The organism is Sphaerisporangium sp. NPDC004334 (assembly GCF_053602655.1).
This window is the reverse complement of sequence record NZ_JBSGDZ010000011.1, coordinates 216,485-239,079: the sequence shown is the minus strand read 5'-3', so window position 1 is coordinate 239,079 and position 22,595 is coordinate 216,485. Positions and strand designations below refer to the sequence as shown.

Annotated in this window: 13 protein-coding genes; 1 reads left to right on the top strand and 12 read right to left on the bottom strand. The window is 70.9% G+C overall.

Annotation, left to right across the window (positions count from 1 at the left end; all coding sequences use genetic code 11):
• Window positions 1–60 precede the first annotated feature (60 nt).
• From ACWEN6_RS16585 to ACWEN6_RS16555, 7 genes are all read right to left on the bottom strand, one after another.
• The gene (locus ACWEN6_RS16585; RefSeq protein ID WP_452570956.1) at window positions 61–1,851 is read right to left on the bottom strand and encodes a RecQ family ATP-dependent DNA helicase; all 1,791 of its coding nucleotides are present in this window, start codon (window positions 1,849–1,851) and stop codon (window positions 61–63) included.
• 175 nt (window positions 1,852–2,026) lie between these two features.
• Window positions 2,027–3,670, bottom strand: coding sequence for a PH domain-containing protein (locus ACWEN6_RS16580; protein WP_452570955.1), 1,644 nt, complete (start codon window positions 3,668–3,670; stop codon window positions 2,027–2,029).
• Window positions 3,667–4,164: a PH domain-containing protein gene (locus ACWEN6_RS16575; protein WP_452570954.1), complete on the bottom strand. Its 498-nt coding sequence runs from the start codon at window positions 4,162–4,164 to the stop codon at window positions 3,667–3,669. Before ACWEN6_RS16575 ends, ACWEN6_RS16580 begins: the two co-directional genes overlap by 4 nt.
• A gap of 86 nt (window positions 4,165–4,250) precedes the next feature.
• Entirely contained in the window at window positions 4,251–6,572 is a 2,322-nt protein-coding gene (locus ACWEN6_RS16570) for a glycoside hydrolase family 3 N-terminal domain-containing protein (protein WP_452570953.1), read from the bottom strand.
• Between the two features lie 134 nt (window positions 6,573–6,706).
• On the bottom strand, window positions 6,707–7,273 hold the full coding sequence (locus tag ACWEN6_RS16565; RefSeq protein WP_354916320.1) for a C40 family peptidase: 567 nt from the start codon (window positions 7,271–7,273) through the stop codon (window positions 6,707–6,709).
• 204 nt (window positions 7,274–7,477) lie between these two features.
• Complete coding sequence (locus tag ACWEN6_RS16560) at window positions 7,478–9,844, bottom strand: glycoside hydrolase family 9 protein (RefSeq protein ID WP_452570952.1); 2,367 nt, start codon at window positions 9,842–9,844, stop codon at window positions 7,478–7,480.
• A gap of 244 nt (window positions 9,845–10,088) precedes the next feature.
• A complete protein-coding gene (locus tag ACWEN6_RS16555) occupies window positions 10,089–12,992 on the bottom strand; it encodes a glycoside hydrolase family 48 protein (protein ID WP_452570951.1) in 2,904 nt (967 codons plus the stop codon).
• 578 nt (window positions 12,993–13,570) lie between these two features.
• On the opposite strand from ACWEN6_RS16555, the gene ACWEN6_RS16550 reads away from it, so the two are divergent.
• Window positions 13,571–14,476 carry a DUF6158 family protein gene (locus ACWEN6_RS16550; protein ID WP_452570950.1) on the top strand — a complete coding sequence of 302 codons (906 nt, stop codon included), beginning with the start codon at window positions 13,571–13,573 and terminating at the stop codon, window positions 14,474–14,476.
• Between the two features lie 111 nt (window positions 14,477–14,587).
• Here ACWEN6_RS16550 and ACWEN6_RS16545 read toward each other — a convergent pair whose 3' ends face one another.
• The 5 genes from ACWEN6_RS16545 to mscL form a co-directional block, all read right to left on the bottom strand.
• A complete protein-coding gene (locus ACWEN6_RS16545) occupies window positions 14,588–15,922 on the bottom strand; it encodes an ice-binding family protein (RefSeq protein ID WP_452570949.1) in 1,335 nt (444 codons plus the stop codon).
• 525 nt (window positions 15,923–16,447) lie between these two features.
• Complete coding sequence (locus tag ACWEN6_RS16540) at window positions 16,448–18,118, bottom strand: cellulase family glycosylhydrolase (protein ID WP_452570948.1); 1,671 nt, start codon at window positions 18,116–18,118, stop codon at window positions 16,448–16,450.
• Window positions 18,119–18,681: 563 nt separating this feature from the next.
• On the bottom strand, window positions 18,682–20,154 hold the full coding sequence (locus ACWEN6_RS16535; RefSeq protein ID WP_452570947.1) for a protein kinase domain-containing protein: 1,473 nt from the start codon (window positions 20,152–20,154) through the stop codon (window positions 18,682–18,684).
• Between the two features lie 10 nt (window positions 20,155–20,164).
• Window positions 20,165–21,172, bottom strand: coding sequence for a LacI family DNA-binding transcriptional regulator (locus tag ACWEN6_RS16530; RefSeq protein WP_354841646.1), 1,008 nt, complete (start codon window positions 21,170–21,172; stop codon window positions 20,165–20,167).
• A gap of 774 nt (window positions 21,173–21,946) precedes the next feature.
• Window positions 21,947–22,375: a large conductance mechanosensitive channel protein MscL gene (gene mscL, locus ACWEN6_RS16525; protein WP_452570946.1), complete on the bottom strand. Its 429-nt coding sequence runs from the start codon at window positions 22,373–22,375 to the stop codon at window positions 21,947–21,949.
• Between the last annotated feature and the right edge of the window lie 220 nt (window positions 22,376–22,595).

Here is a 22,595-nt window from a genome sequence, read left to right as displayed (position 1 = left end):
GCCGTACATGACGCTGGTGTCTTCAGCGGGCGGCCCGCGCTTCTTGCGGTGAGGGAGAGGTCAGGGGGTCGGAGTGAGGAGGTTCTCGCGTTCTACGGCTTCGAGGGAGAGGGTCTTGTAGCCGACCTCCTCGAACAGGACCGTGACACGGTCGGGTTCGCGGCTCATGACGACGCCCGGGCCCCACTCACTGTGCCGGACCTTGGCGTGCATGGCGAAGGGCGTCTCGCCGGCGTGCTCCTCGGGGATGTTCTCGGTGGCCGTGCCGGCGCGGCAGGTGTCGCAGTTCCCGCAGGCCCGCTCGTACGGCTCGCCGAAGTACTCCAGCAGCGTCCGCCGCCGGCATCCGGTGGTCTCGGCGTACGCGCGCATCATGTCGATGCGGGACTCGTCCACCCGGCGCCGGGTCGCGTCGAGCTCGGCCGCCCGCGCCGCCGCGTCCTCGGGCGAGGGACCGTCCTCCACGGCGCGCAGGTCGCCCCGCTCGGTCACCGTGACCGCGCCCGTCCGCTCCAGCAGGTTCACCACGCCGGTCAGCTTGGAGGAGCCGACGTCGAGCAGGTCGCGCAGCTCCCGCGCCGGGACCACCCCGCCGTGCTCGCCGACCAGCGTCGCCACCCGCACCAGCATCTCCTCGTCGACCCGGCCGCCGGCGAAGAACCTGCGCAGGCCGAGGTCCTCCGGCCGGTAGAACAGCACGGCGGAGGCCGGCTCCTGGTCGCGTCCCGCCCGGCCGATCTCCTGGTAGTAGGAGTCGAGCGAGTCCGGCGGGTCGGCGTGCAGGACGTACCTGACGTCCGGCTTGTCGATGCCCATGCCGAAGGCCGAGGTGGCGACCACCACGTCCAGATCGCCGTCACGGAACAGCTCGTGGACCCGGTGCCGGTCGGCGGCCTTCATCCCCGCGTGGTAGGACTCGGCCCGCCGCCCGGCCTCGCGCAGCGCGGTCGCGTACTCCTCGGCGGACCGGCGGGTCGCGACGTAGATCAGGCCGAGGCCGGGACGGTCGGCGGCGTCCTCGATCAGGGCGCGGCGCTTGTCCTCCTTGCCGACGAACCTGCGCACCTGGAGGTCGATGTTCGGCCGGTCGAAGCCGCGCACGACCAGTTCGGCGTCCGGCAGGCCGAGAGAGGTGAGGATGTCGTCGCGCACCAGCGGCGCGGCGGTGGCGGTCAGCGCGACCACCGGCGGGTGGCCGAGCCGCTCGATCGCCTTGCCGAGCCGCAGGTAGTCGGGGCGGAAGTCGTGCCCCCACGCCGAGACGCAGTGCGCCTCGTCGATCGCGATCAGGGACGGCCGCGCCTCGCGCAGCCGGTCGATCACCTCGGGCTTGGCGAGCTGCTCGGGGGACAGGAACACGAACTCGGCGGTGCCCGCGTGCACCTGGTCGAGCGAGGCGTCGCTGGTGCCGCCGGACTGCGCCGAATTCACCGCGACCGCGCCGCCCGCGTCGGCCTCGGCCAGCCCGGCGACCTGGTCGCGCTGCAGGGCGATCAGCGGGGAGACCACCACGGTCGGCCCGTCCAGCAGGAGGGCGGGGATCTGGTAGACGGCCGACTTGCCGCTGCCGGTCGGCATGACGACCAGGACGTCCCGCCCGGCGAGCAGGTGCTCCATCGCCTCGCGCTGGCCCGGCCGCAGGTCCTTCCACCCGTACGCCTCGCGGGCCACCATCCGCAAGCGCCTGCCGTCACGGCCGGAGGCCCTGCGCAGCGCCGTCCGCAGCCGCTCGCTCACCGTGATCCGGGTCTTGCCGCTCCCCGCCTTCGGCTCGGCCTTCTCCGAGGCCGCCGCGCGGGTGCGCCCGCCCTTCCCGCCGGACCCGCGGTCGCTACCGGGCTGTCTGCTCATGACGGCTCGCTCCCCCCTCATCGTTCACCGGCCGCGACCCGGCGTTCACCGGTCGCGGCCGTCGCGGCGCCGTCCGCGGGCCGCACCCTCCAGTGCCCCCGAAGGGGCCTCTTAAGCCGGTGACCGGCGGGTTCCACGGGGCGGCCGGGGCGGATGTCACCCGAGGGACCAGTGGCTAGTGCCGTGCCTGAGGGGATGCCGCCTCCGCGCTGCCCGGCGCGGTCGCGGCCTTCTGCAAGAACGGGGTCAGCAGACCGGGAATTCCCTGGTCGGCGAGGCGCAGGGCCTCACCGAGCTCGACGTCCCACACGCCGTACCCCTGGCGGCCGGCCGCCGTGGTCGCGGTGAGGGTGGCCAGGCCGGCGCGCCGCTGGAAGAACGACCTGCGGATGTTCCAGCCGATGACGCCGTCCAGGTCCAGGGCCACGCGGCGGCGCACCAGCGTGCCCCACCGGGTGACCAGGTGGCCCGGCGTCAGCGCGTGGCCGAGGGCGCGGTAGCGGTCGGCCGCGAGAGGCACGGTGGCGACCGTGCCGAGCAGGGCGAGCTGCCAGCCCCAGGCGGGCCACCCCTCCCACTCCCACAGCGCCGCGAGCGCCGCCGTCACCGGCAGGCACACGGCGAGCGCCCGCGTGAAGCGGCGGCGGAGCGCGGCCGGGCCGTGCGGGGTGAGCTCTACCGTCAGCGGACCCGCGGTGCCGATCACCCGGCCCGCCACCGCCACGGCCTCCGCGCGCGGGGCGGGGGGCAGCAGCATGGAACCGCCGCGCTGCGCGCCGCGCCCGACCCGCAGGCCGGTGGCCACGGCGATCAGCCGCGCGCCGCCCGCCACGCGCAGCGGCAGCGGCTCGCTCACCTCGATGCCGCGCAGGCGGCGCTCCTCCAGGGTGGTGGCCCGTGTGGTGATCAGCCCGCGGGTGACGTGCAGCGTGCCGCCCGCCGTGCGGGTCAGGCGGAACCGCCAGAACGCCAGCACGTACCCGAGTGTGGAGGCCACCGCGACGAACACTGCGAGCACGGCCACCACGGCGGTGACCTGCGCCCACAGCGCCTCCTGGCCGAGCCGGTCGACGACCTGCCGCACCGGGCCCACCTGGAGCAGGTCCACGTTGCCCTCGTTCGCGATGCGGGAGAGGAAACCGGCGAGCACACCGGCGGTGATCAACCCGGACATGGTGAACGGCCCGTAGCGGATCCACGCGGGGTGAAGAGCCGCCAGCTCGGTCTCCGCCGCCGGGCGCCGGAGCTGCGGGACCTCCCGCGTCCCGGTTTCACGGCCGTCCGGCGGTCCGGCGGGGATCGGCCCCTGACTCCCCTCGGCGGACGCCGCGTCCGCGGGCGGGCGGTGCAGGAGCTCCTCGCGCAGCCGGGCGACCTCGTCGGCGCGCAGCGCGTCCAGGCGCAGGGCGCCGCCGCGCTTGGTGTCGGTGCGGCCGGTGCCGATCTCCACCCGGGCCAGCCCCAGGAGGCGGTGCAGCATGTGGGAGGTCGCGTCCACGGTCCTGATGCGGTCGCGCGGCGCGGTGAGCACCTGCCTGCGCAGCAGGCCCTTGCGCACCTGCACGTACTGCGGGGTGACGCGGTAGGTGGTGGTGAACCACCGCAGCGTGCCCAGCACCAGCGTGGCCGCCAGTCCGGCCAGGCCCCAGAGGCTTCCCCGCTCTCCGCTGTGACTGAACCCGGCGAACAGCAGGCCGACGAGGGCGGGCGTGTTGCGGATGGTCTCCTGCACCGGGTGCACGAGCAGCATCCGCCGGCTCAGCCGGCGCCACGGCGCCTCGTCCTTCGTGCTCGCCTCGTCTCTTCCCGGGGTGCTCACGTCGCGTCACCCGTCGTCGCCTCGGTGCGCGCGGTGAGCTCGTCGACCAGGCGACGCGCGGTGTCGCGGCCCAGGCCGTGGACGCGCAGCGGGCCCGCGGCCGAGGCGGTGGTGACGGTGACGTTGACCAGCCCGAACAGCTGCTCGAGCGGGCCGCGCTCGCTGTCGACCGTCTGGATGCGGGAGATCGGCGCGATGCGCCACTCCTGCCGGAGCCAGCCCGACTGGGTGTAGACGGCGTCGGCCGTCGTCTCCCAGCGGTGGACCTTGTAGCGCCACCAGGGCATGACGGTCACGTGGGCCACGGCGAGCACGGCCGTGACGGCGAACACCACGACGTGCGGGCCGCGGTCACCGTCGTCGAGCAGCAGCCAGGCCACCTGCACGGCGGTCAGCACAAGCCACCCGAGGACGGCCCGTACCGTCCAGAACCAGATCGCGGTGCGGCTGACGCGGTGCCGTGGCGGCCGGAGGGAGAGATCAGCGGATTCCACGTCTCTACTCTGGCAGCACCACGGCACTGCGTCGCAGTGGACACCATCCGGAAATCAAGCAGACAAATGTCATATACCGCTGAACGTCATGCCAGGGCGCACTGGGTGTTGTTGAGCGTGAAGGCGGCGGGGGCGGTGTTGGTTCCGCTGTAGGAGGCGCCGAAGCCGAAGGAGGCGGAGCCGCCGGGGGAGATGGCGCCGTTCCATCCGCCGTCGGCCGCCGTCACCTGACGGCCGTTCTGGGTGACCCGGGCGTTCCAGGCGTTGGTGACGCGCTGGTCGCCGGCGAAGGAGAAGGCCAGGGTCCAGCCGTTGACCGCCGCGCCGGTGACGCTGATCGTCACCTCGCCGTTGAACCCGTTCTGCCACTGGCTGGTCACCTTGTAGGCCACCTTGCAGCCGAACCCGCCACCGGAGGTGGGCGTGGGAGTCGGCGTCGGGGTGGGAGTCGGCGTGGGCGTCGGTGTCGGCGTCGGTGTCGGCGTCGGGCTGGGCGTGGGTGTCGGGGTGGGTGTCGGGGTGGGCGTGGGTGTCGGCGTGGCGGTGGAGTACGTCAGGCCGTAGCCGTAGTCGAACAGGGCCGGCTTGCCGTCGCCCGCGTTGATGGGTTCCTGGGAGAACTGGCGCATCCACGTCATCGGCAGCTTGCCGCTGGGCGCGTAGTCGCCGAACAGCACGTCGGCGACGCCACCCCCTTCGGTGCCGGGCAGCCACGCGGCCACCAGCGCCCGCCAGCCGTCGATCTGCGCGGCGATGTCCATCGGCCGCCCGGAGACCAGGACCACGATCACCGGCACACCGGAGGCCCGCAGCCGCGACAGCGTGGCGAGGTCGGTGCTGTCCAGGGACAGCGACGACGGCCGGTCGCCCTGGCCCTCGGCGTACGGGGTCTCGCCCACCACGGCGATCGCGGCCCGGTAGGAGGAGTCGATACCGCTCCCGTCCCGGTTGTAGGTGACGGTCGTGCCGGACCCGGCCTTCTCGCGGATGCCCTGCAGGATCGTCGTCCCGGTGGTGGTCGCGCCGGAGGACCCCTGCCAGCTGATCGTCCAGCCGCCGCTCTGGTTGCCGATGTCGTCCGCGCTCTTGCCGGCCACGAAGATCTTCCCGCCGGATCTGGCGAGCGGCAGCACGCCGCCGTCGTTCTTGAGCAGCACCTGGGACTTGCGGACCGCCTCGCGCGCCAGCGCCCGGTGGGCGGCGTTGCCGACGGTGGAGGTGTAGGAGCGGTCGGTCAGCGGCTTCTCGAACAGGCCGAGCTCGAACTTCTTGCGCAGGATGCGCCGGTTGGCGTCGTCGACGCGCGCGGTGGTGACCCGGCCGGCCTGCACCTCCGCCTTCAGCAGCGAGATGAACCTCTTGTAGTCGTTGGGCACCATCACCATGTCGATGCCGGCGTTGACGGCCGTCCTGACCTCGTCGGCGGTGAACCCGGACTGCCCGTCGAGCTGGTCGATGGCGGCCCAGTCGGTGACCACGAAGCCGGTGAACCCGAGCTCGCCCTTGAGCACGTCGGTGATCAGGTAGCGGTTGCCGTGCATCTTCTGGCCGTTGAAGCTGCTGAAGGACACCATGACCGACCCGACGCCGCGGTCGACGGCGGCCTTGAACGGCGGCAGGTGGATGGCGCGCAGGTCGGCCTCGCTGATCTGGGTGTCGCCCTGGTCCTTGCCGCCGGTCGTGCCGCCGTCGCCGAGGTAGTGCTTGGCGGTGGCCAGCACGGAGGCGGGCCCGTTGAGCGAGGAGCCCTGGAAGCCGTCGACGATCGTCGTCATCTGGCTCACCAGCTGCGGGTTCTCGCTGAAGGACTCGTAGGTGCGCCCCCAGCGGTCGTCGCGGGCGACGCACACGCAGGGCGCGAACGTCCAGTCCACCCCGGTGCCGGAGACCTCCTCGGCGGTGGCCCGGCCGACGCGCTGGGCGAGGTCGGGGTCGCGGGTGGCGCCGAGCCCGATGTTGTGCGGGAAGATCGTCGCGCCTCCCACGTTGTTGTCGCCGTGTACCGCGTCGACCCCGTAGATCATCGGGATGCCGAGCGGGGTGGACAGCGCCTGCCGCTGGAAGTTGTCGTACATGTCGGCCCAGCCGGTGGCCGAGTTGGTGGAGGGCGCGGACCCGCCGCCGGAGAGCACCGAGCCGATGCGGTAGGTCGCGAGGTCCGACACCGGGTTGAGCACGGCCCGTTCGGCCTGGGTCATCTGGCCGACCTTGTCGTCCAGGGTCATGCGGGACAGCAGGTCCTCCACCCGGGCGGAGACGCTCAGGCCGGGGTCCTTGTACGGCGGGTCGGCGAGCGCGGTGGCCGCGTGCGGCCGGTCGACGACGCCGAACGCGGCCAGGGCCAGCATCGCGACGAGGGTCGTCCTCAGGATCTTGCGCGGGTGGCGCGGCCGTGACACGGCGGTCATCGGTTCCTCCTCGATGTCGCCGTGACGGTAAGAAGCCGCCGCGCCGCGGGTCAACCGGGCGACCCGTCCACCCCCGATGACCTGCGGGAACGTCAGAAACTTTCAGGTGGGGGCCGGCGTCGTCGCGGCCCGCGTCAGCCGTCGTAGCGGTAGTAGCCGGCCAGGTCGGGAAGCAGGCCGACCGGGTCGGTGCGGATCGTCGTGCCGGTGCGCAGGGCGTTGATCATGCGGCCGGCGCCGATGTAGATGCCGACGTGGTGCGTCTTCACGGTCCGCTTGCGGATCTTCCCGTAGAAGACCAGGTCGCCGGGGCGCGCGGCGGCGGCCGGAACCTTGCGCAGGCGGCGGACGTGGTCGTCGGTGGTGCCGCCGCCCAGCACGTCCTCCTTGTAGGCGAGCTGGTACACCCAGCGGGTGAGCCCAGAGCAGTCGAGGCCCTTGGTGGTGGCGGCGGGGCACGGCCGGATGGAGCCGCGGTAGCCCTGGCAGGTGCCGAGCGAGGGGCCCGGCCGGGCGCCGTGGCCACCGCCCCAGACGTACGGCACCGGCCCGCCCGGCCAGCGCGTCTGCCTCTGCCCTTCCTGGATGGCCATGGCGATGGTCACCACCCGGTTCGGCTCGCCGCCGACCAGCAGGGGAGCCGACCCCGCGGCCAGGACGAGAACGCCCGCGATGACGGCCGCGCGGACAGCCCGTGCCACGTGAACCCCCCGTTCCGCCTGTTACACGTCCTCACCATTCTCATCAAGCCGGTGGTAGGTGTCGGCGGATGTCCGGAAATGTCACCTCAAGGACAGCTTGTGCGTCGCACGGCGGACGTCATGAGGCCCGGCCGGGCCCGTTGCAGGGCCCGGCCGGGCTGTGGTCTCGCGCTCCCAGGGCATATCGAGACCACGTATGGGGGGTCAGGCGGGCGTGCAGGTCACCGAGGAGGGGACTCCGCTGCCGCCGTTCGCCGTGAAGCCGAACGCCGTCGACCCGCCGGCCGCCAGGCCGCCGTTCCAGGAGAGGTTCTTCACCGACACGCCCGACCCGGACTGGGTGTAGGTCCCGCTCCAGAGCTGCGTGATCGTCTGGCCGCTGCTGGGGAACGTCCAGGCCACGGTCCAGCCGGTGATCGCCGCGCTGCCGCTGTTGCGCACGGTCACGTCGGCCTGGAAGCCGCCGCCCCAGCTGCTGGTGACCTTGTAGGCCGCCGCGCACGCCTTACCGGCCGTCGGGGTCGGCGTGGGAGTCGGCGTGGGAGTCGGCGTCGGGGTTGGCGTGGGAGTCGGCGTCGGGGTTGGCGTGGGAGTCGGCGTCGGCGTGGGGGTGGGGGTGGGCGTCGGGGTCGGCGTGGGGTCGGGGCCCGAGCCGGGCGCGTTGCCGTAAATCTTGGTGCCGCCCGAGTACACCGGGATGTTGGTCACGGTGACCGGCGTGGCGCCGGGGGTGGTGGCGACGCCGGTGTAGGACCAGTCGTTGGTGGGGTCCCACGACCCGGAGGAGCTGGCGATGCGGAACTGGGCCTCCCGCCGCGACTCCGACTGCCCGGCGGGCGCGATGGTCGTGCCGGAGCAGTCGATCGTGACGTAGTAGACCTTGCCCGAGTACTGCGTCGGCCCGGTCGGCGCCTTGCACTGCGTGTAGGCCGAGGCCAGGGTGATCTGGCTCGGCGTGGTGTCGCCGTCCAGGGTGAAGTAGTAGCGGAACGACCCGTCGGTCAGCGCCCGCGCGGGCCAGGCCGAGTGGTTGACCAGCAACGCCTTGATCTCGGTGTAGGTCGAGCCGGTGGAGTTGAGCGACGCCTGCAGGTAGATCTCCGGCCCGTCCGGGGTCTCGGCCACCGGGAAGTTGGCGAGCGGCGTGCCGCCGTACTCGCGGTACAGCCGGGCGAGCGCGCCGGTGAATGCGGCGTTGTAGTCGGTCGCCACCTCGTTCATCACGTAGTCGCTGCGGCTGTCGGCGTAGGCGTCGTCGTTGGACTTCGGCCCGCCGACCAGAGCGCCGTACAGGATGTGCCTGCTGTCGGCCGGCTCGTTGAGGCTGTTGGACCACGACCCGTGCGCGGTGCGGTGGTGGGGGTTCCTCGGCGGGTTCGCGCCGAAACCGATCATGTAGGAGGACCTGCGCGGGTTGTCGCCGAGCGCGTAGTTGATCTGCCGGACCCCGAAGTCGTGGTAGCGCGCCTTGCGCGTGGTGTCGGTCAGCCAGTCGCTGTAGACCAGGGCGGTGAACGCCGTATTGGCGGCGTAGCGCAGCGAGCCCCAGGTGTCCAGCACGGCCTCGCCGCCGGGGGAGTAGTTCACCTTGGCGCCGTTGACGCCGACGGTCCACCAGTCGAGCCAGCGGTTGGCGTCGTCGACGTACTTCTGCTTGCCGGTCAGCTTGGCCAGCAGCACGTACGCGCCGTAGGACTTGTCGTCCCAGGCGATCGTCCACTTGTAGGAGCGCGTCGTGCTCTGCGGCTCGGTGCCGAGGTTGTCGTAGTAGGTCTCCGCCTTGCTCAGGTAGGAGGCGTCGTTCGTGGCGCGGTACAGCCAGATCGCGCCCCAGACCAGCTCGTCGTTGTAGCCGCTCCACGACTTGTAGTAGCTCGCCGCGTCGGTGATGCAGTCGCTGTACACCTTCCTGACCGTGTCGGCGAAGGTGTAGAGCTGCTTGGCATGCGTGAGCAGCGTGTCGGCATAAGTCGGGTTCGTCGGGCGGAAGACCATGGAGGAGGCCGCCATCGCGGCCGCGGTCTCACCCGCGAGGTCGGAGCCGCCGCAGGAGGCGTCGATCTTGTAGGCCGGGCGCTCCATCGGCATCACCTCGGCCGGACCCCACCACGCGTGGTCGGTCCCGCCGTTGCCCACCTGGCCGTACAGCACGTTCGACGACGGATGGGCCTTGATGAAGTAGTCGTTGACCCACTTGAGGTTGTCCAGCAGGTACGTCAGCTGGCCCGAGCTCTGGTAGGCGTCGCGGTACTCCACGGCGCCCCAGGCGAGCATCGTCGTGCTCGCCGCCATCGGGAGGCCGAACTTCACGTGGTCGCCGGCGTCGTACCAGCCCCCGGTGAGGTCCAGGCCGGCCGAGCGGCCGTCGTTCATCCCCGAGTCGCCGCGCCAGGTGACGCGGTTGCCGGCCGGCAGGTCGCCCGACCGCTGGGCCTCGTAGAAGAACAGCGACTTCTGCAGCGCCTCGCCGTAGTTGAAGGTGGCGGCGGCCGCCGGTGAGGAGAACACAGGGAAGAGCGTGGCCGACGCGGCGAGGATCGCCAGGCCGGTGAGCGCGCGTCTGAGGGACATCGATCGCCTCTCGAGCCGGGGAACTGGTGGAGCCGATATGGGTGCGCCGCGGGGGCGGTGGTGGGTCGGCGGGGGTGCGACGGGGGTCAGGCCCGCCGCACCCCGCTGTACCGGGGGGCGGCCGCGGTCAAGGCGTGCCGCGCCCCTTCGGCCGGGGGTGCGACGGCGTGTCAGGCGCCGCCGCACCCGCGGGGGCCGGGGTGCGGTGGCGTGTCAGGCGCCACCACACCCGCGGGAGGCCGGATCAGGGGAACAGTCGGCCGTACTCGGCGAGGGCGACGGCGACGTCGACCTGCGCCCAGAAGCGGTGGTAGTTGAACGTCGGCGCCGGGCCCGTGCCGTCCAGGTACGCCTGGACCTTCGGCCAGCTCGGGTCGTTCTTGTACCAGCTGCGGATGGAGATGAAGGTCGAGCTGGAGTTGATCGGGTCGCCGTTCGGCATCTTGCCGCTCCAGCCGGACGGGACGTAGATCGGGTCGTCGAGGCGGTTGTAGTCCGCCTTGGTCTCCGGCACCGACACGCCCTTGCTGTCCTGGTCGTTCGCCCAGATGCCGTCCAGCAGAGCCTTGGCCATGTTCTTCGCCGCGGTGTTGTTCGCCTTGGCGGCGTAGTACATCAGGACCTTGGCGTAGGAGCCGGCGACGCCCACGTCGGTGGTGTAGTCGGCGATCGACACGTGCAGGCTCGCGTTCGACCCGGGGCTGGAGGCGTTCCAGGTGTCGGGCTGGCCGGTCCACTTCAGCGTCGAGGGGATCTGGAAGGTCCCGTCGGAGTTGATCGTGGTGTTGGCCATGGCCCACGCGACCCACTTGTCGAGGATGGCCTTGGCGGTGGTGTTGCCGCTGGCGTAGTACAGCTCGGCCACGCGCTCCAGCGACCACGCCTGGAAGCCGAACCACTGGTTCGACGGCGGGTCGTGGTAGACCGGCTGCCAGTCGTAGGCCATGCCGTAGAAGGTCGGCGTGCCGGACGGCGGCGCCGCGTAGTGGCCCTCCCAGCTGTTGGTCGCGCCACCGGCGATCGCACCCTCGGTCGACTGCAGCCAGCGGTAGAACTCCAGCTGACGGGTCAGGCTGGTGCTCCAGTCGGTGACGGCGGTCGCACCCTTGGGCTTGAGCGCGTCCACGTTGGACAGGGCCCAGGCCGCGAGCGGGTTCTGGTAGCCGGAGTGGTTGTGGCTGGAACCGATGCGCCACGCCCAGCCGGCCGAGGTGTCGGTCGCGCCGCCCCAGGCGTAGTACCACGACAGCAGGTAGGCCGAGCTGTCCTTGCCGGTGCCCGCCGCGCAGGAGGTGCTGGTGCAGCCCTGCTTCTTGAAGTACTTGTCGTACATCGCGTAGCGGAGGTAGTCGCCCATCTTCGCGGCCTTGGCGACGGTGGCCGAGATCTGGGAGTCCTTGCCCTGCGCCTTGGCCCAGGTATAGGCCCAGTACGCGGCCTGGACGGCGCGCGCGTCGGCGTCGGGGGCGTTGGTGTACTTCCACTGCTTGGCGTAGGACGCGTCACCGGTGAACAGGTCCAGGTAGCCGTTCGGGCCGCCGAACTTCATCGTGTCGCAGGACGGCTGGGGGATGGTCTCGAAGACCGACTCCTCCGGGCCGCGCTGGTAGGTGTTGATGTAGGCCGGCTTGGTGGTGCCGTCGCCGCAGCGGCCGAAGCCGTAGGTGTTGTCGACGTCCAGCAGCCAGTGCATGCCGTAGATGTCCTTGTTGCCGTACGCGCTCTGCAGCTCCGACGCGATCGGGTCCTTGCCGACCGAGACGCCGCTGTCGAGCTTGGACGGGTACTGCGAGATGTTGTTCCACTCACCGGCGTAGGTGGCCGGCTTGCTGGCGTCGTAGAACGAGTTGGTGGGCTGGTCCTGCTGGGAGGGGATGATGTACTTCTCCATCGTCGCCCAGGCGTTGTTGAAGTTGGTCCACGTGCCGGTGACCTGGCCGTACACCGCCTCCAGCCACAGGAAGTAGCTGAACGCCTCCGAGGTGGTCTCGTGGCCATGGTCCGGGGCCTCGACCATAAAGGTCTCCACCGAGTGGTAGGGGACGCCCTGCGGGGAGAAGTACCCGTTCGACGAGTCGTGGATCTTGTTGTACATCGTGGTGAAGCGGGTGATGTACTCGTTGCCGCCGCTGGTGCCGTCGTTGTCGGCCTCGGTCGCGGCGACCGACGCGGAGGTCCAGCCGCTCGCGGTGGAGGTGAACGTCGCGGTGCCGGCCGTGGTGTCGGAGTCCTCGGCGGCCGCGATGCGCACGGTCTGCGGGGTGTTCCAGTTGGAGGTGGTGAACGTCAGCGACGCGCCCGAGGAGATCGTGAGGTCGTCGTCACCGCCGCTGGCCTTGGCCGTCGTCACGGTCACGCTGCTGGAGGGCTGGCGGGACAGGCTCACCGTGTAGGTCGCCGAGCCGCCCTCGGGAACCAGGAGCGTGTTCGAGCTCGCCACGATGCTGGAGGTCTGCGTGCCCGACACCGTGATGCCCACCGGAGAGGAGGTGGTCGTCGCGCCGGAGTTGTCGGTCGCCTTCGCGGTCAGTGAGTAGCTGCCGGCCGCGACGTTGGTCCAGCTGTAGGTGTACGGCGAGCTGGTGTCGGTGCCGATCAGCGTGCTGCCCTGGTAGAAGTCGACCTTGCTGACCGTGCCGTCGGAGTCGGCGGCGCTGGCAGCGAGGTTCACCGTGGCGGGCGCGGTGTAGGTCTGGCCCGCGGTGGGCGAGGTCAGGCTCACCGTCGGCGGCTGGTTGGTGGGGGTACCGCCACCGTTGCACGTCGTGCCGTTGATCGTGAACGACGTGGGCTTGGAGTTGGTGCCGGTGTGCGAGCCGTTGAACCCGATGCCGACCGACTGGCCACTGCCCACGTTGCCGTTGTAGCTCATGTTCGTGGCCGTGACGTTCGCGCCGCTCTGGGTCCAGTTGGCGCTCCAGCCCTGGGTCACGCGCTGGCCGTTGGCGAAGGTGAAGCCGAGCGACCAGTTGGACCAGGCGTCACCGTTGTTGGTGATCTTGACGTTCGCGGTGAAGCCGTTGTTCCAGTCGTTGGTGCTGTAGTCGACGGTGCAGGCGACGGCCGCGGATGCCGGTACGGAGGCCAGGACGGTGAACAGGCCCGCCACCAGGCTGGTCAGCGCCAGCCACACGGCACGTCTTTTCATCCGTGACCGTGGGAGCGCTCCCGCTCCTAAGGATGTTGTTGACATTCTGGAGGTACTCCAAAGTGATGAATGGCGATGGACGGTACAGAAGTTGGCACAACGTCAGGTCTCGCACCGGGTGGGGAAGAAGTGGACTTATGGGAGCGCTCCCACCATGGATTCTGCTGGGTACACCAAAGATGTCAATGACATGTCAGGCGGATTTCAGGCGACGGACGCCTCTGGCGTCGCCAGCCTGCCCGTTCTTAGCTTCGCCTTATGTCGGCGGGCGGAGCGCTGTTGAAAGTTTCAACTGGTCATGAAGCGCCGTGAACGGGTTTCCCGGCCGTCCGCCGGGCAGGCCGGGGAGTGGGGGCGGGAGCTTCCCCTGGGCGGGCGCGGGGCAGGTCGGACGGGTGCGGCGGCCCACGTCACGGCCGGAAATGATCGCTTGGTCGTGACGCCGGCGCGGGGGCGTCGGCTCGGCTCGCCGCCCGGGTCCGGAACCCACGGAAATGATCACAGCTGGATGCCCGGTGTGAGATATCCCGCTTTGTCTGAAGGTGACGGTTTTGGGCCTTTGGGTACAGGGTGGAGTCATGAACAGAGTCGATCCGAGAAACCTGAGCGTGCGAGATCTGCGCGCCGAGCTCCAGGAGCTCGAGGAGTCATGGATGGAGACGCTGCTTCGCGGTTCCGAGGATGCCGTGGACGACTTCGCGTCACGCACGCGGGAGCTCGAGGAGGAGTTCGACCGCCGTCAGCGGGAGCGAGCCGGTGAGGCCGCCCCGACCAGCCAGGACGCCGCGCTGAGCGGCCAGGACGCCGCCCCGAGCGGCCAGCACGCCGTCTCGACCGGCCAGGACCCCGCACTGAGCGGCCAGGACCCCGCCCCGATCGGCCAGGACGCCGGACTGAGTGGCCAGGACCCCATCCCGGGCGGCGAGGACGCCGAGCCTGGCGGCCGGAAGAGCGAGCTGCAGCCGGTCGCCCGGCACGAGCCCGAGCGGACCGGCTCGCAGGACCTGGGCGGCGAGCCCCGCGGGGAGGCGCAGGACGGGCTTCACCCGGACGTGGACGGTGAGTCCGGCCGGGAGGCACAGGGCGAGCCTCGCCTGGACGTGGACGGCGCTCCGGTCGCTCCGCCGTTCCCCCACGAGGCCGTCTCCACTCCGGTCGCGTCACCGGCCGTCTCGGAGGCCGTCTCGGAGGCCGCCCCGTCGCCGGCCGTCCCCGAGGCCGCCCCGTCGCCGGCCGCTCCACCGGTCGGCCCGGAAGCGGCCGTGTCGCCGGCCGGGCCGCAAGCCGCTGTGTCACCGGCCGCCCCTGAGGCGGGCGTCCCGTCGGACGGGTCGCCGGCCGTCCGCGAGGAGCCGGCAGGGGCCTATCGCGGGTGGGACGGCGCCGGGGACGGCGGTCGCGGCCGGGCCATCCGGCCGGGCAGACGCCGCAGAGACGGCGTCCCCGCCGTCCGTGAGCAGCGGTCGCCGGGCAAGGTGGCCTGACCCAGAGGTTCTCCCATGAACGTTCGGGGCCCGTCCGAGGAGATCGGACGGGCCCCACGAGCGTTCAGGCGGTGTCGTCAGCGGATGTCGCGGATGTCACCGATGGTGTCGTCAGCCGGTGACACCAAGAGCCGGGCGCTGCCGCGTCTGGGCCTGAGCCTGGGAGCGTGCCTGCGAGCGGGCGTGAGCCTGGCCGTGGCCCTGGTGCCGGTGCCCACCGTGGGCCTGGCCGCCCTGGTGGCCGCGGTGACCGTCGCTGCGGGAATGGTGGCGGTGTCCGCCGCCCTCGCCGAGCACGCCGGTGATCGTGCGCACGTTGGCGAACTCCACCAGGCGGTCGTCGTTCCTGTTGTGGTGATGACGGATGTTCCGCGCCCTGTCGTCCACCTTTCTGTCGTCCGCGCGGACCTCATGCCTCCCCTTGGCGGCGCTGTCGTCCTCTTCCTTCTTCTCCACCTTCTCCACGCAGACTTCGGGGCAGGCGCCGCCGGGACCGAGGTCCTGGTGGATCGTCGCCGAGAGGCTCGAGTCGAACGACGCGCTGCCGGGGAACAGGGCGGTGATGGAGTGCGGTCCCTCCTCGAGGGCCGGGGGCACGAGAACCGCCTGCCCGGTGGCGTCCAGCGGGGCGGCGCCCCGGCTGATCCCGTCGGCGAGGAACACCACCTGGCCGGTCGGCGGGGTCGTGCCGTTGGTGCGCACCGTGGCGGTGAGGCTCAGCGGGCCGCGGTGCCCGGGGTCGGAGCAGGAGGTGGTCAGCGTGACCGTCGTCCTGCCCCCGCAGATCGGCCGCCTGATCCGGGCGTCGTTCAGCGCGACGCCGGCGCCGGTGCGCGCCAGAACGCGGCCGTTCACGATCGCCCTCGTGCCGATGTCGACCCCGGCGCCGGCCAGGACGGTGCCGTCGAGGACCGCGCCTGCGCCGATGATGGTCCTCCCGACGACCCGCCAGAAGACGTTGCACGCCCGCGCGCCGCCGGTGAGGGTCACCGTGCTCCCCGGCAGGGCGTTCAGCGAGCCGGGGCCGGAGGTGCGGAAGACGAAGACCGCGTTGGGGTCTCCGTGCGCGTCCAGGGTCAGGTTGCCGGTGATCGCGAAGGAACCGCCGGTGGAGTCGTACACCCCCGGCCCGCGGGTGGTCCCCCCGAGCTGCGACGGCACGGTGGCGGTCGCGACGCGGCTCGCCGCGTCGTTGTAGGCGGTGGTCAGCGCCGTCTGGGCGAGCGCGGCGATGGGGTCGCCCGCGTGGGTGACACCGATCACCCTGCCGGGCGGGAAGCCGGTGACGGCCGCCCCCGGGCTCACCCCGAGGTTCCCGGTGACGAGCGAGGGGCCGGTGTTGTGCACCGACGTTCCGGCCAGGAGTCCGAATGCGGCGGCCGGGCCCAGCGGCACCGGCGCCGTGGCGGCGCTCGCGGCGTGCGGTGTCGCGATGACGGCTCCCATCGCGACCAACGCGGGGAGGGCCGCCGCCAGCAAGGAACGAACGAAATGTCGTGCCCCCGCACGAGAACGACTGCCATTGTTCATGAAGCGGTCCTTTACTTTCGGTATCGCTATGAGAAAACGCATTGCCGATGATGCGTCTGGAGATCCTCACGGTACTGATCGTTGGACCCGCTATCCTCGTGCGACATGCGGATGATTTAATTCCGACGCCATCTGCGGATAAAATGGAAAAGTGTCCCGTTGCCGGTGGAAGGGGCGCCGTTTCCGGCAACGCCGTTAAGCGCGCCGCGGGGTGAAATGGGCGGGGGCCCGCTCCAGTGGGCGGGCGGTGGCCGAATCGCCGGGGACGCCCGTGGAAAAGACCGGAATCCGGACATGAGAACGGCGGGCGGGCGCGTCGCGCGCCCGCCCGCCGTTCGGCCGGAGGACGGGTGTCCCGTCCGGGGCCGATCTCACCAGGGGGGGTCTCCCCGGCTCACGGCCGCCGTCGTGCGGCGCCCGTGACCGGGGACGATCGTCGTTTCAGGAGCAGATGAAGGATGCCGGGGCCGGCGTCGAGGGGCCGTTGGCGGTGAAGCCGACGGCGACCGACTGCCCGGGAGCGATGCTGGGGGCGTAGCTCGGCGCCTTGGCGGTGAAGGTGGTCCCGCTCTGTGTGAGCGTGGCGTTCCAGCCGCTGACCAGGGTGACGCCGGAAGGCATCGCCCAGGTCACCGTCCAGTTGTTCCAGGCGGAGGTCCCGTTGTTCTTGACGGTGAGCTGGGCCTGGAACCCGCCCGACCAGGCGTTGGTGATCGTGTACGCCGTCCCGCAGGCGCCGGCCGTGGGGGTCGGGGTCGGGGTAGGCGTGGGCGTGGGAGTGGGCGTAGGAGTGGGCGTCCGGGTCGGCGTGGGGGTGGGGGTGGGCGTGGGCGTGGGGGTCCTGGTCGGCGTCGGGGTGGGGGTCCCGGTGCCGCCGCCGACCGGCGGGATCAGGTAGGGCTGCAGGATGCTCTGCTTGGCCTGATCGACCGTGGCCCAGTCGTCCTTCAGGATGCCGCCGGTGTCGCCGGAGTTGGGGTTCCAGGACCAGTAGGTGAAGGACATGCCGTTCACCCCGGTGCCGGTGTACTTCATCAGCTCCTGCAGCCACACCTTGTCGGTGTTGCTGGCCAGCGTGGTGCCGAACTCGCCCATCATGATCGGGGCGATGTTCTCCTTGTAGAGGTAGCCGAAGAACTTGTCCCAGATGGCGGGCATGTTGGCCGGGTAGTTCGGGTCGTCGAACCACGTCTGGTGGAACACCGAGGTCGCGTACTCGTGGGGGGAGTAGACCAGCCGGTTGGCCACGTTGAGCCGCACGGGGTAGTCCCTGGCCTTGGAGAGGTTGCCGCCCCACCAGCCGCAGGGCTCGTCGGGGATGTTGTCCCAGGCGTTGGCGTTGCCGCCGCTCGGGCAGCTCACGCCCTCGACGAAGATGAGCCAGTTGGGCTGCACGGACAAGATCGCGTTGCCGGCCCGCTCCGCGGCGAGCCGCCAGTCGCGGGCGGTGTCGCCGCAACCCCAGCACGAGCCGGTGCTGTTCGGCTCCGTCCCGTCGGCGTGCGGCTCGTTGTGCAGGTCGGCGCCGATGACGGTGGTGTTGCCCGCGTAGTGCTGCGCCAGCGACTTCCAGTCGTTGATCCAGGTGCTCTCGGGGACGGCGCTGGTGTACCAGAGGGCGGTCTGGCCGGCCGAGGTGGGCCGGTGCCGGTCCAGGATGATGCGCATCCCCTTGACGCCCGCGTAATCGATCACCTTGTCCAGGATCTGGATCGGCGACAGGCCGACCAGATCGGGGTTGGAGTAGGTGTTCACGCTGGTGGCGACCGCGCCGGGCTTGATGGCGTCGTCGGAGAACGGCACCCGGATGGTGTTGTAGCCCAGGCTCGCCATGAGGTCGAGCTGGCTCTTCCACGGGTTGTTCGCCCACAGGCCGTGGAAGGTCTTGTTGTCGGTCTCCATGCCGAACCAGTTGATGCCGGTCAGCCGGACGGTGGCGCCGGTGCTGTCGACGATCTTGTTGCCGTTGGTGTGCAGGTAGCCGGTGCCGGTGCCGCCCGCCGCCGCGGCGGGTGCGGAGCCGAAGGTGACGGCCAGCACGGTGGTGGCGGCGGCGGTCGCGACCGCGGTGACGGCCGCCTTCCACCTCGTGCCGATCGATCGAGATGTCATCAGGTTTCCTTCACGACTGAGGGGAGCGCGACGGCCGCTTACGGCACGGCCGTTCTGTACGGCCAGGTCGCGCACGTCATGCTTCGGCGCGGTTTTCCGGCCCGTCAACCGGGAGCGGAGAAGGCGCCTCGCTGACCTGCGTAGCCCGTTGTAACTTTCATCGTGGAAGGAGTGCCTCTGAGGGCGAATCGGGGCCCAAGAGGGCCCAGAGTCTTGGGAGCGCTCCCACTTCGCTCCCGCCGTTGCCCCCTTCCAGTGGGCTTCCGGGCGCCGGCCCGGCCCCATGTTGTCAAGACATCCTTGTCAAGGTGGTGAACTCCGGCGGCGGGGCGGCGTTATTGCACACCTCACGGCGCGCGGCGCGCGGACTTATCCGGAGAATATTGTTGTCCATAAAAGGCGGCTTTTATGGATTAGCCGGTCTGGTCGCCGAACGGCCGCCGGTGCGCGAGCCCGGCGGCCGTTCGGCGTACGGTGGACCACCCGACGCGGTGGATCACCGGACGCGGGTGACCCGGACGACGCGGTGGTCCGCAGCGCGGTGGTCCGGCGGACGCGGTCGCTCAGGCGCTGCGCTGGAGGGCGGCGCCGATCAGCGTCAGCCCTCGGTCCAGCTCCTTGCGCACGTCCGGCGTGAGACCCCCTTCGCGTTCCCGGTCGTCGAGTTTCTCGCGTACCTTCGTCAGCTCTCTGACCGGGTCGTCCGGCGACTTCAACAGGTTGTGCACCACCTGCCGCAGGTCGAGGGCGACGTCGGAGCGGATGGCCCCGAGGTACTCCCCGGCCTCCAGCGTGGCGTCGAAGCGTCCCACCGCCTGGGTGAGCGTCGGCGCGGCCGGGCGGGCGCTCGCCGGGACGCCCGTGCGCTGCCGCTCGGCCGCCGTCGAACGTGCCGGGACAGGCGGCGCCTTCGACGGTGCGGGCGGCTCGGAGGCGAGCCGGGTGAGGGTCGGGACCGGCGAGGAGCCCGCGCCGCGCGCGTCGCCGGAGATCGGCTCGTCGAGCGCGCCGGAGTGCCGGGAGGCGGACGCGCTCGCCGATGGTGTCGCCGGCGCCGCGTCCGGCGGCCGGGTGGTGACCGAGGCCGTGACGGGCGGGCGCCCGTTCGGCTGGATCCACAGCAGGGCCGCGGTCCAGGTGGCCAGCATGACGGCCGCGATGGAGGCCATCCGTGCCCGCCGCACCCAGGTCGCCGTCTCCCGTCCGGCGGTCAGGAACGCGCTCAGCGAGGCGGTGAGGGTCTCTGCCACGTAGTGGGCCGTCGGCCGGTCGCCGGGGTCCTGGGCGAGGCAGCTCGCGCAGAGGTCGGCCACCTCCTGCGGCAGGCCGGGCGCGCGCGGCACGGGCGGCGGGCCGGTGCGGTGCGCCGCCTCCAGCGCCTCCCACGTCGTCTCCGGGTAGGGGTGCTCGCCGGTGAGCATCGCGTACATCAGCACACCGAGGGCGTACACGTCGACGGCGGGATGGACGCTGGAGCTGGTGAGGCGTTCCGGCGCCACGTAAGGAGGGGTGCCGAAGTCGGCCAGCCTCTGGTCGACCTCCTCGCCGACGAACGCCGCGATGCCGAAGTCCAGGAGCTTGGCGCCCTCAAGAGTGAGCAGCACGTTCTCCGCGGTGACGTCCCGGTGGACGATGCCGCGCTGGTGGGCGGCCGCGAGCACCATCGCCACACGGGCTCCGATGACCGCCGCCTCCCGCCAGGGCAGGGGGCCCTCCTCGCAGATGCGCTCCGACAGCGGCCGCCCGTCGAGCAGGCGCATCACGACGTACGCGGCGAGCCTGCCCCGGGCGGTGACCGTCTCCCCGTAGTCGTACACCTCGATCGCGTCCGGGTGGATGAGGCGGGCGGTCGCCCGCGCCTCCCTCCGGATCAGGTCTCGCCCGCCGTGGTCACCGCCGACGCTGCCGTCGAGAACCTTGATCGCGACGGTACGGTGCAATGACTGGTCGAAGGCCCGCCAGATGGCGGACATCCCCCCGGAGGCGATCTGCTCGACGAGCCGATAGCGGCGCGTGAGCACATCGCCTTCCTGCATGCCCCCCGAATCAAGTTGATTCACGTACCACCAGCTCCGTGGGAAGTATGGGGTTGCCGTGCGGGACGTCATCCTCCGAAGTGATCGACATGAGCAGCATCCTCGCGGCGAGCACGGCCATCTCCTCGACCGGCTGCCGCACAGTGGTCAGCGTAGGCGAGGTGTGCCGGGCGAGGGGAGCGTCGTCGAACCCGACCACGGCCACGTCGTCCGGCACCCGCCGGCCCGCGCGCCGCAGTGCCTGCATGGCGCCGGCGGCCATCGGGTCGGAGGCGGCGAACACCGCGTCCAGGTGCGGCGACCGCTGTAGCAGCCACTGCATGGCGTGCGCCCCTGAGGCGTGGGTGAAGTCGCCGTAGGCGACCGGGACGTCGTTCATCCCGGCCGCGTGCAGCGTCCGCAGGAAACCGTCGAGGCGGTCGCGGGCGCCGGGCAGCGTGGGCGGCCCGGCGATCACGGTGATCGCCCTGCGGTTGGTGAGCAGCAGGTGTTCCGCCGCCTGACGCGCCCCGTCCATGTTGTCCATGTCGACGAACGGCAGCTCGATGCCGTCCGGTGGACGGCCGGCGCTGCGCACCGCGATGCCGGACGCGGCCAGGGTGACGGCCAGAGGATGTCGCTCGCGGGCGCCCGCGAGCAGGACGCCGTCGAAGGAGCCCGTCACCAGTGGTGGAGCGGCGATCGTCGAGGTGGCCGGGGTGGCGTTCATCACGACGAACGGCACTCCATAGCTGGTGAACACCTCGTCCGCCGCCGAGAGCAGCCGTGCGTAGAAGGGTTCGGAGAACATGCGCTGGGTGTGTTCGCAGATGACGGCCGCGACAAGCTGGTCGGACCGCCGGGCGGACGTTCCCCGCGGCGCGCGATGCCGTACGTAACCAAGACGTGACATGGCGTCGTGGACCTGACGGCGAGTGGAGGTGCTCACGCGGACAGAGCCGGTGAGCACTCGTGAGGCCGTGGCGGGGGAGACCCCTGCTTCGGCTGCTACCTGGGCAAGCGTGGGCTGGTCAGCCATCCGGCTTCCTCCGCTTTCAAGGTATATCGCGAAGGCGTGGGAGCGCTCCCATTACAATAACAGTGTTTCTTGCGTGTCAACAGATGTTTCCGGTAAATGTTCCACGCCCGGTCTGGAGGCGATGTTACGGACATATTCCATGCGAAGAAAGGTCCCTGTCAGAGATTCCTGCCCGGCCGGGGTCGGACGGGCGGCCCGGCGGGGCGGCGGCGGGGAGCGCCGTAGGCCACAGACCTGCTCAGCCACCCTCGGACATGCCTATGACCGCGCGGGCGAGAGGCCCGCGCGGGCGCAAGTGTTACCGCAGCGTTACCTCAAGTCTCTGGCGGGTGGTTGTTCCGTTCCATCCGGCCTGAGACGTCTATCGGCGTTAGTCGCTCTATGGGTGATATGGGCGATTGGTTGCTCTAAGAGGGCTTTAGTGGCTGATGTCCTTCATGCCGCAGGCATTGACGATCAGCTCGAAGAGCTCTCGAACGGGCCGCCGGCGGGATGGGCGTCACCGAGGAAGCGCTCGGCCCGGCTGGGCCACCCGGAACCGGTGGTGGCCCAATCCTCGGCCCTGCGGGCCGGCTCGGTGCTCCTGCTGCGTGCGTCACCCGGCGTGTCCCCCACTCCGACGGTGCCAGGTCCAGGATCGACACAGGGACGCTCGACCCGCCACGGGCGACACCAGGGTCAGATCACTCACAACCCCCACAACCCGCCGGCGATGCCCCCTATTCCTTCGAGGATGGGACGGGTCTCACGCCGATGGGACCACTGCGGCGGGTCTCACGCCGGCGGGCGGTCGTCCGCCGGCACGGTGACGAGCTCGGCGGTGCAGAAGGCGCAGCGGCGCGCCTCGAGGGGGATGTCGCTCAGGCACTCGGGGCACTTCTTCTCGGTGCTCTTCTTGTCCCGGTCGAGGTAGGAGACCAGCCGGGTCATCGGCATCACCACGAGCCAGTAGATCACCGCGGCGATGATCAGGAAGGTGAGCAGGTGGTTGACGAAATCCCCGTACTTGAACTGCGCCCCGTTGAGGGTGAAGGAGTACTTGGAGAAGTCGGGGTTGCGCCCGCCGGTCACCGCGCCGATCAGCGGCGTGATCAGGTCGGCCACCAGCGCCTGTACCAGGCCGCTGAAAGTGGCTCCCACGACCACCGCCACGGCCAGCTCGACCAGGTTGCCGCGCATGAGGAACTTCTTGAATCCACCCATCTCAGGGTCCTCCGGGGGGAGTGTCACCGGCTCGGAGCCGGTCGGCTACCCGGCCACCGTCCCGCAAACCCTCGGCGGGGTGCGGGCCGGGCCGGCTCGGGGGGAACGGCCGGAGCCGGCGACGGCGTCCGGAATTCGTCGTGATGACGATATCCTATTTCGTCGTGGTGACGATATCGAGCGGGTGTCATAAAGCGGGCGCCGGGCAATGTGCGCCGAT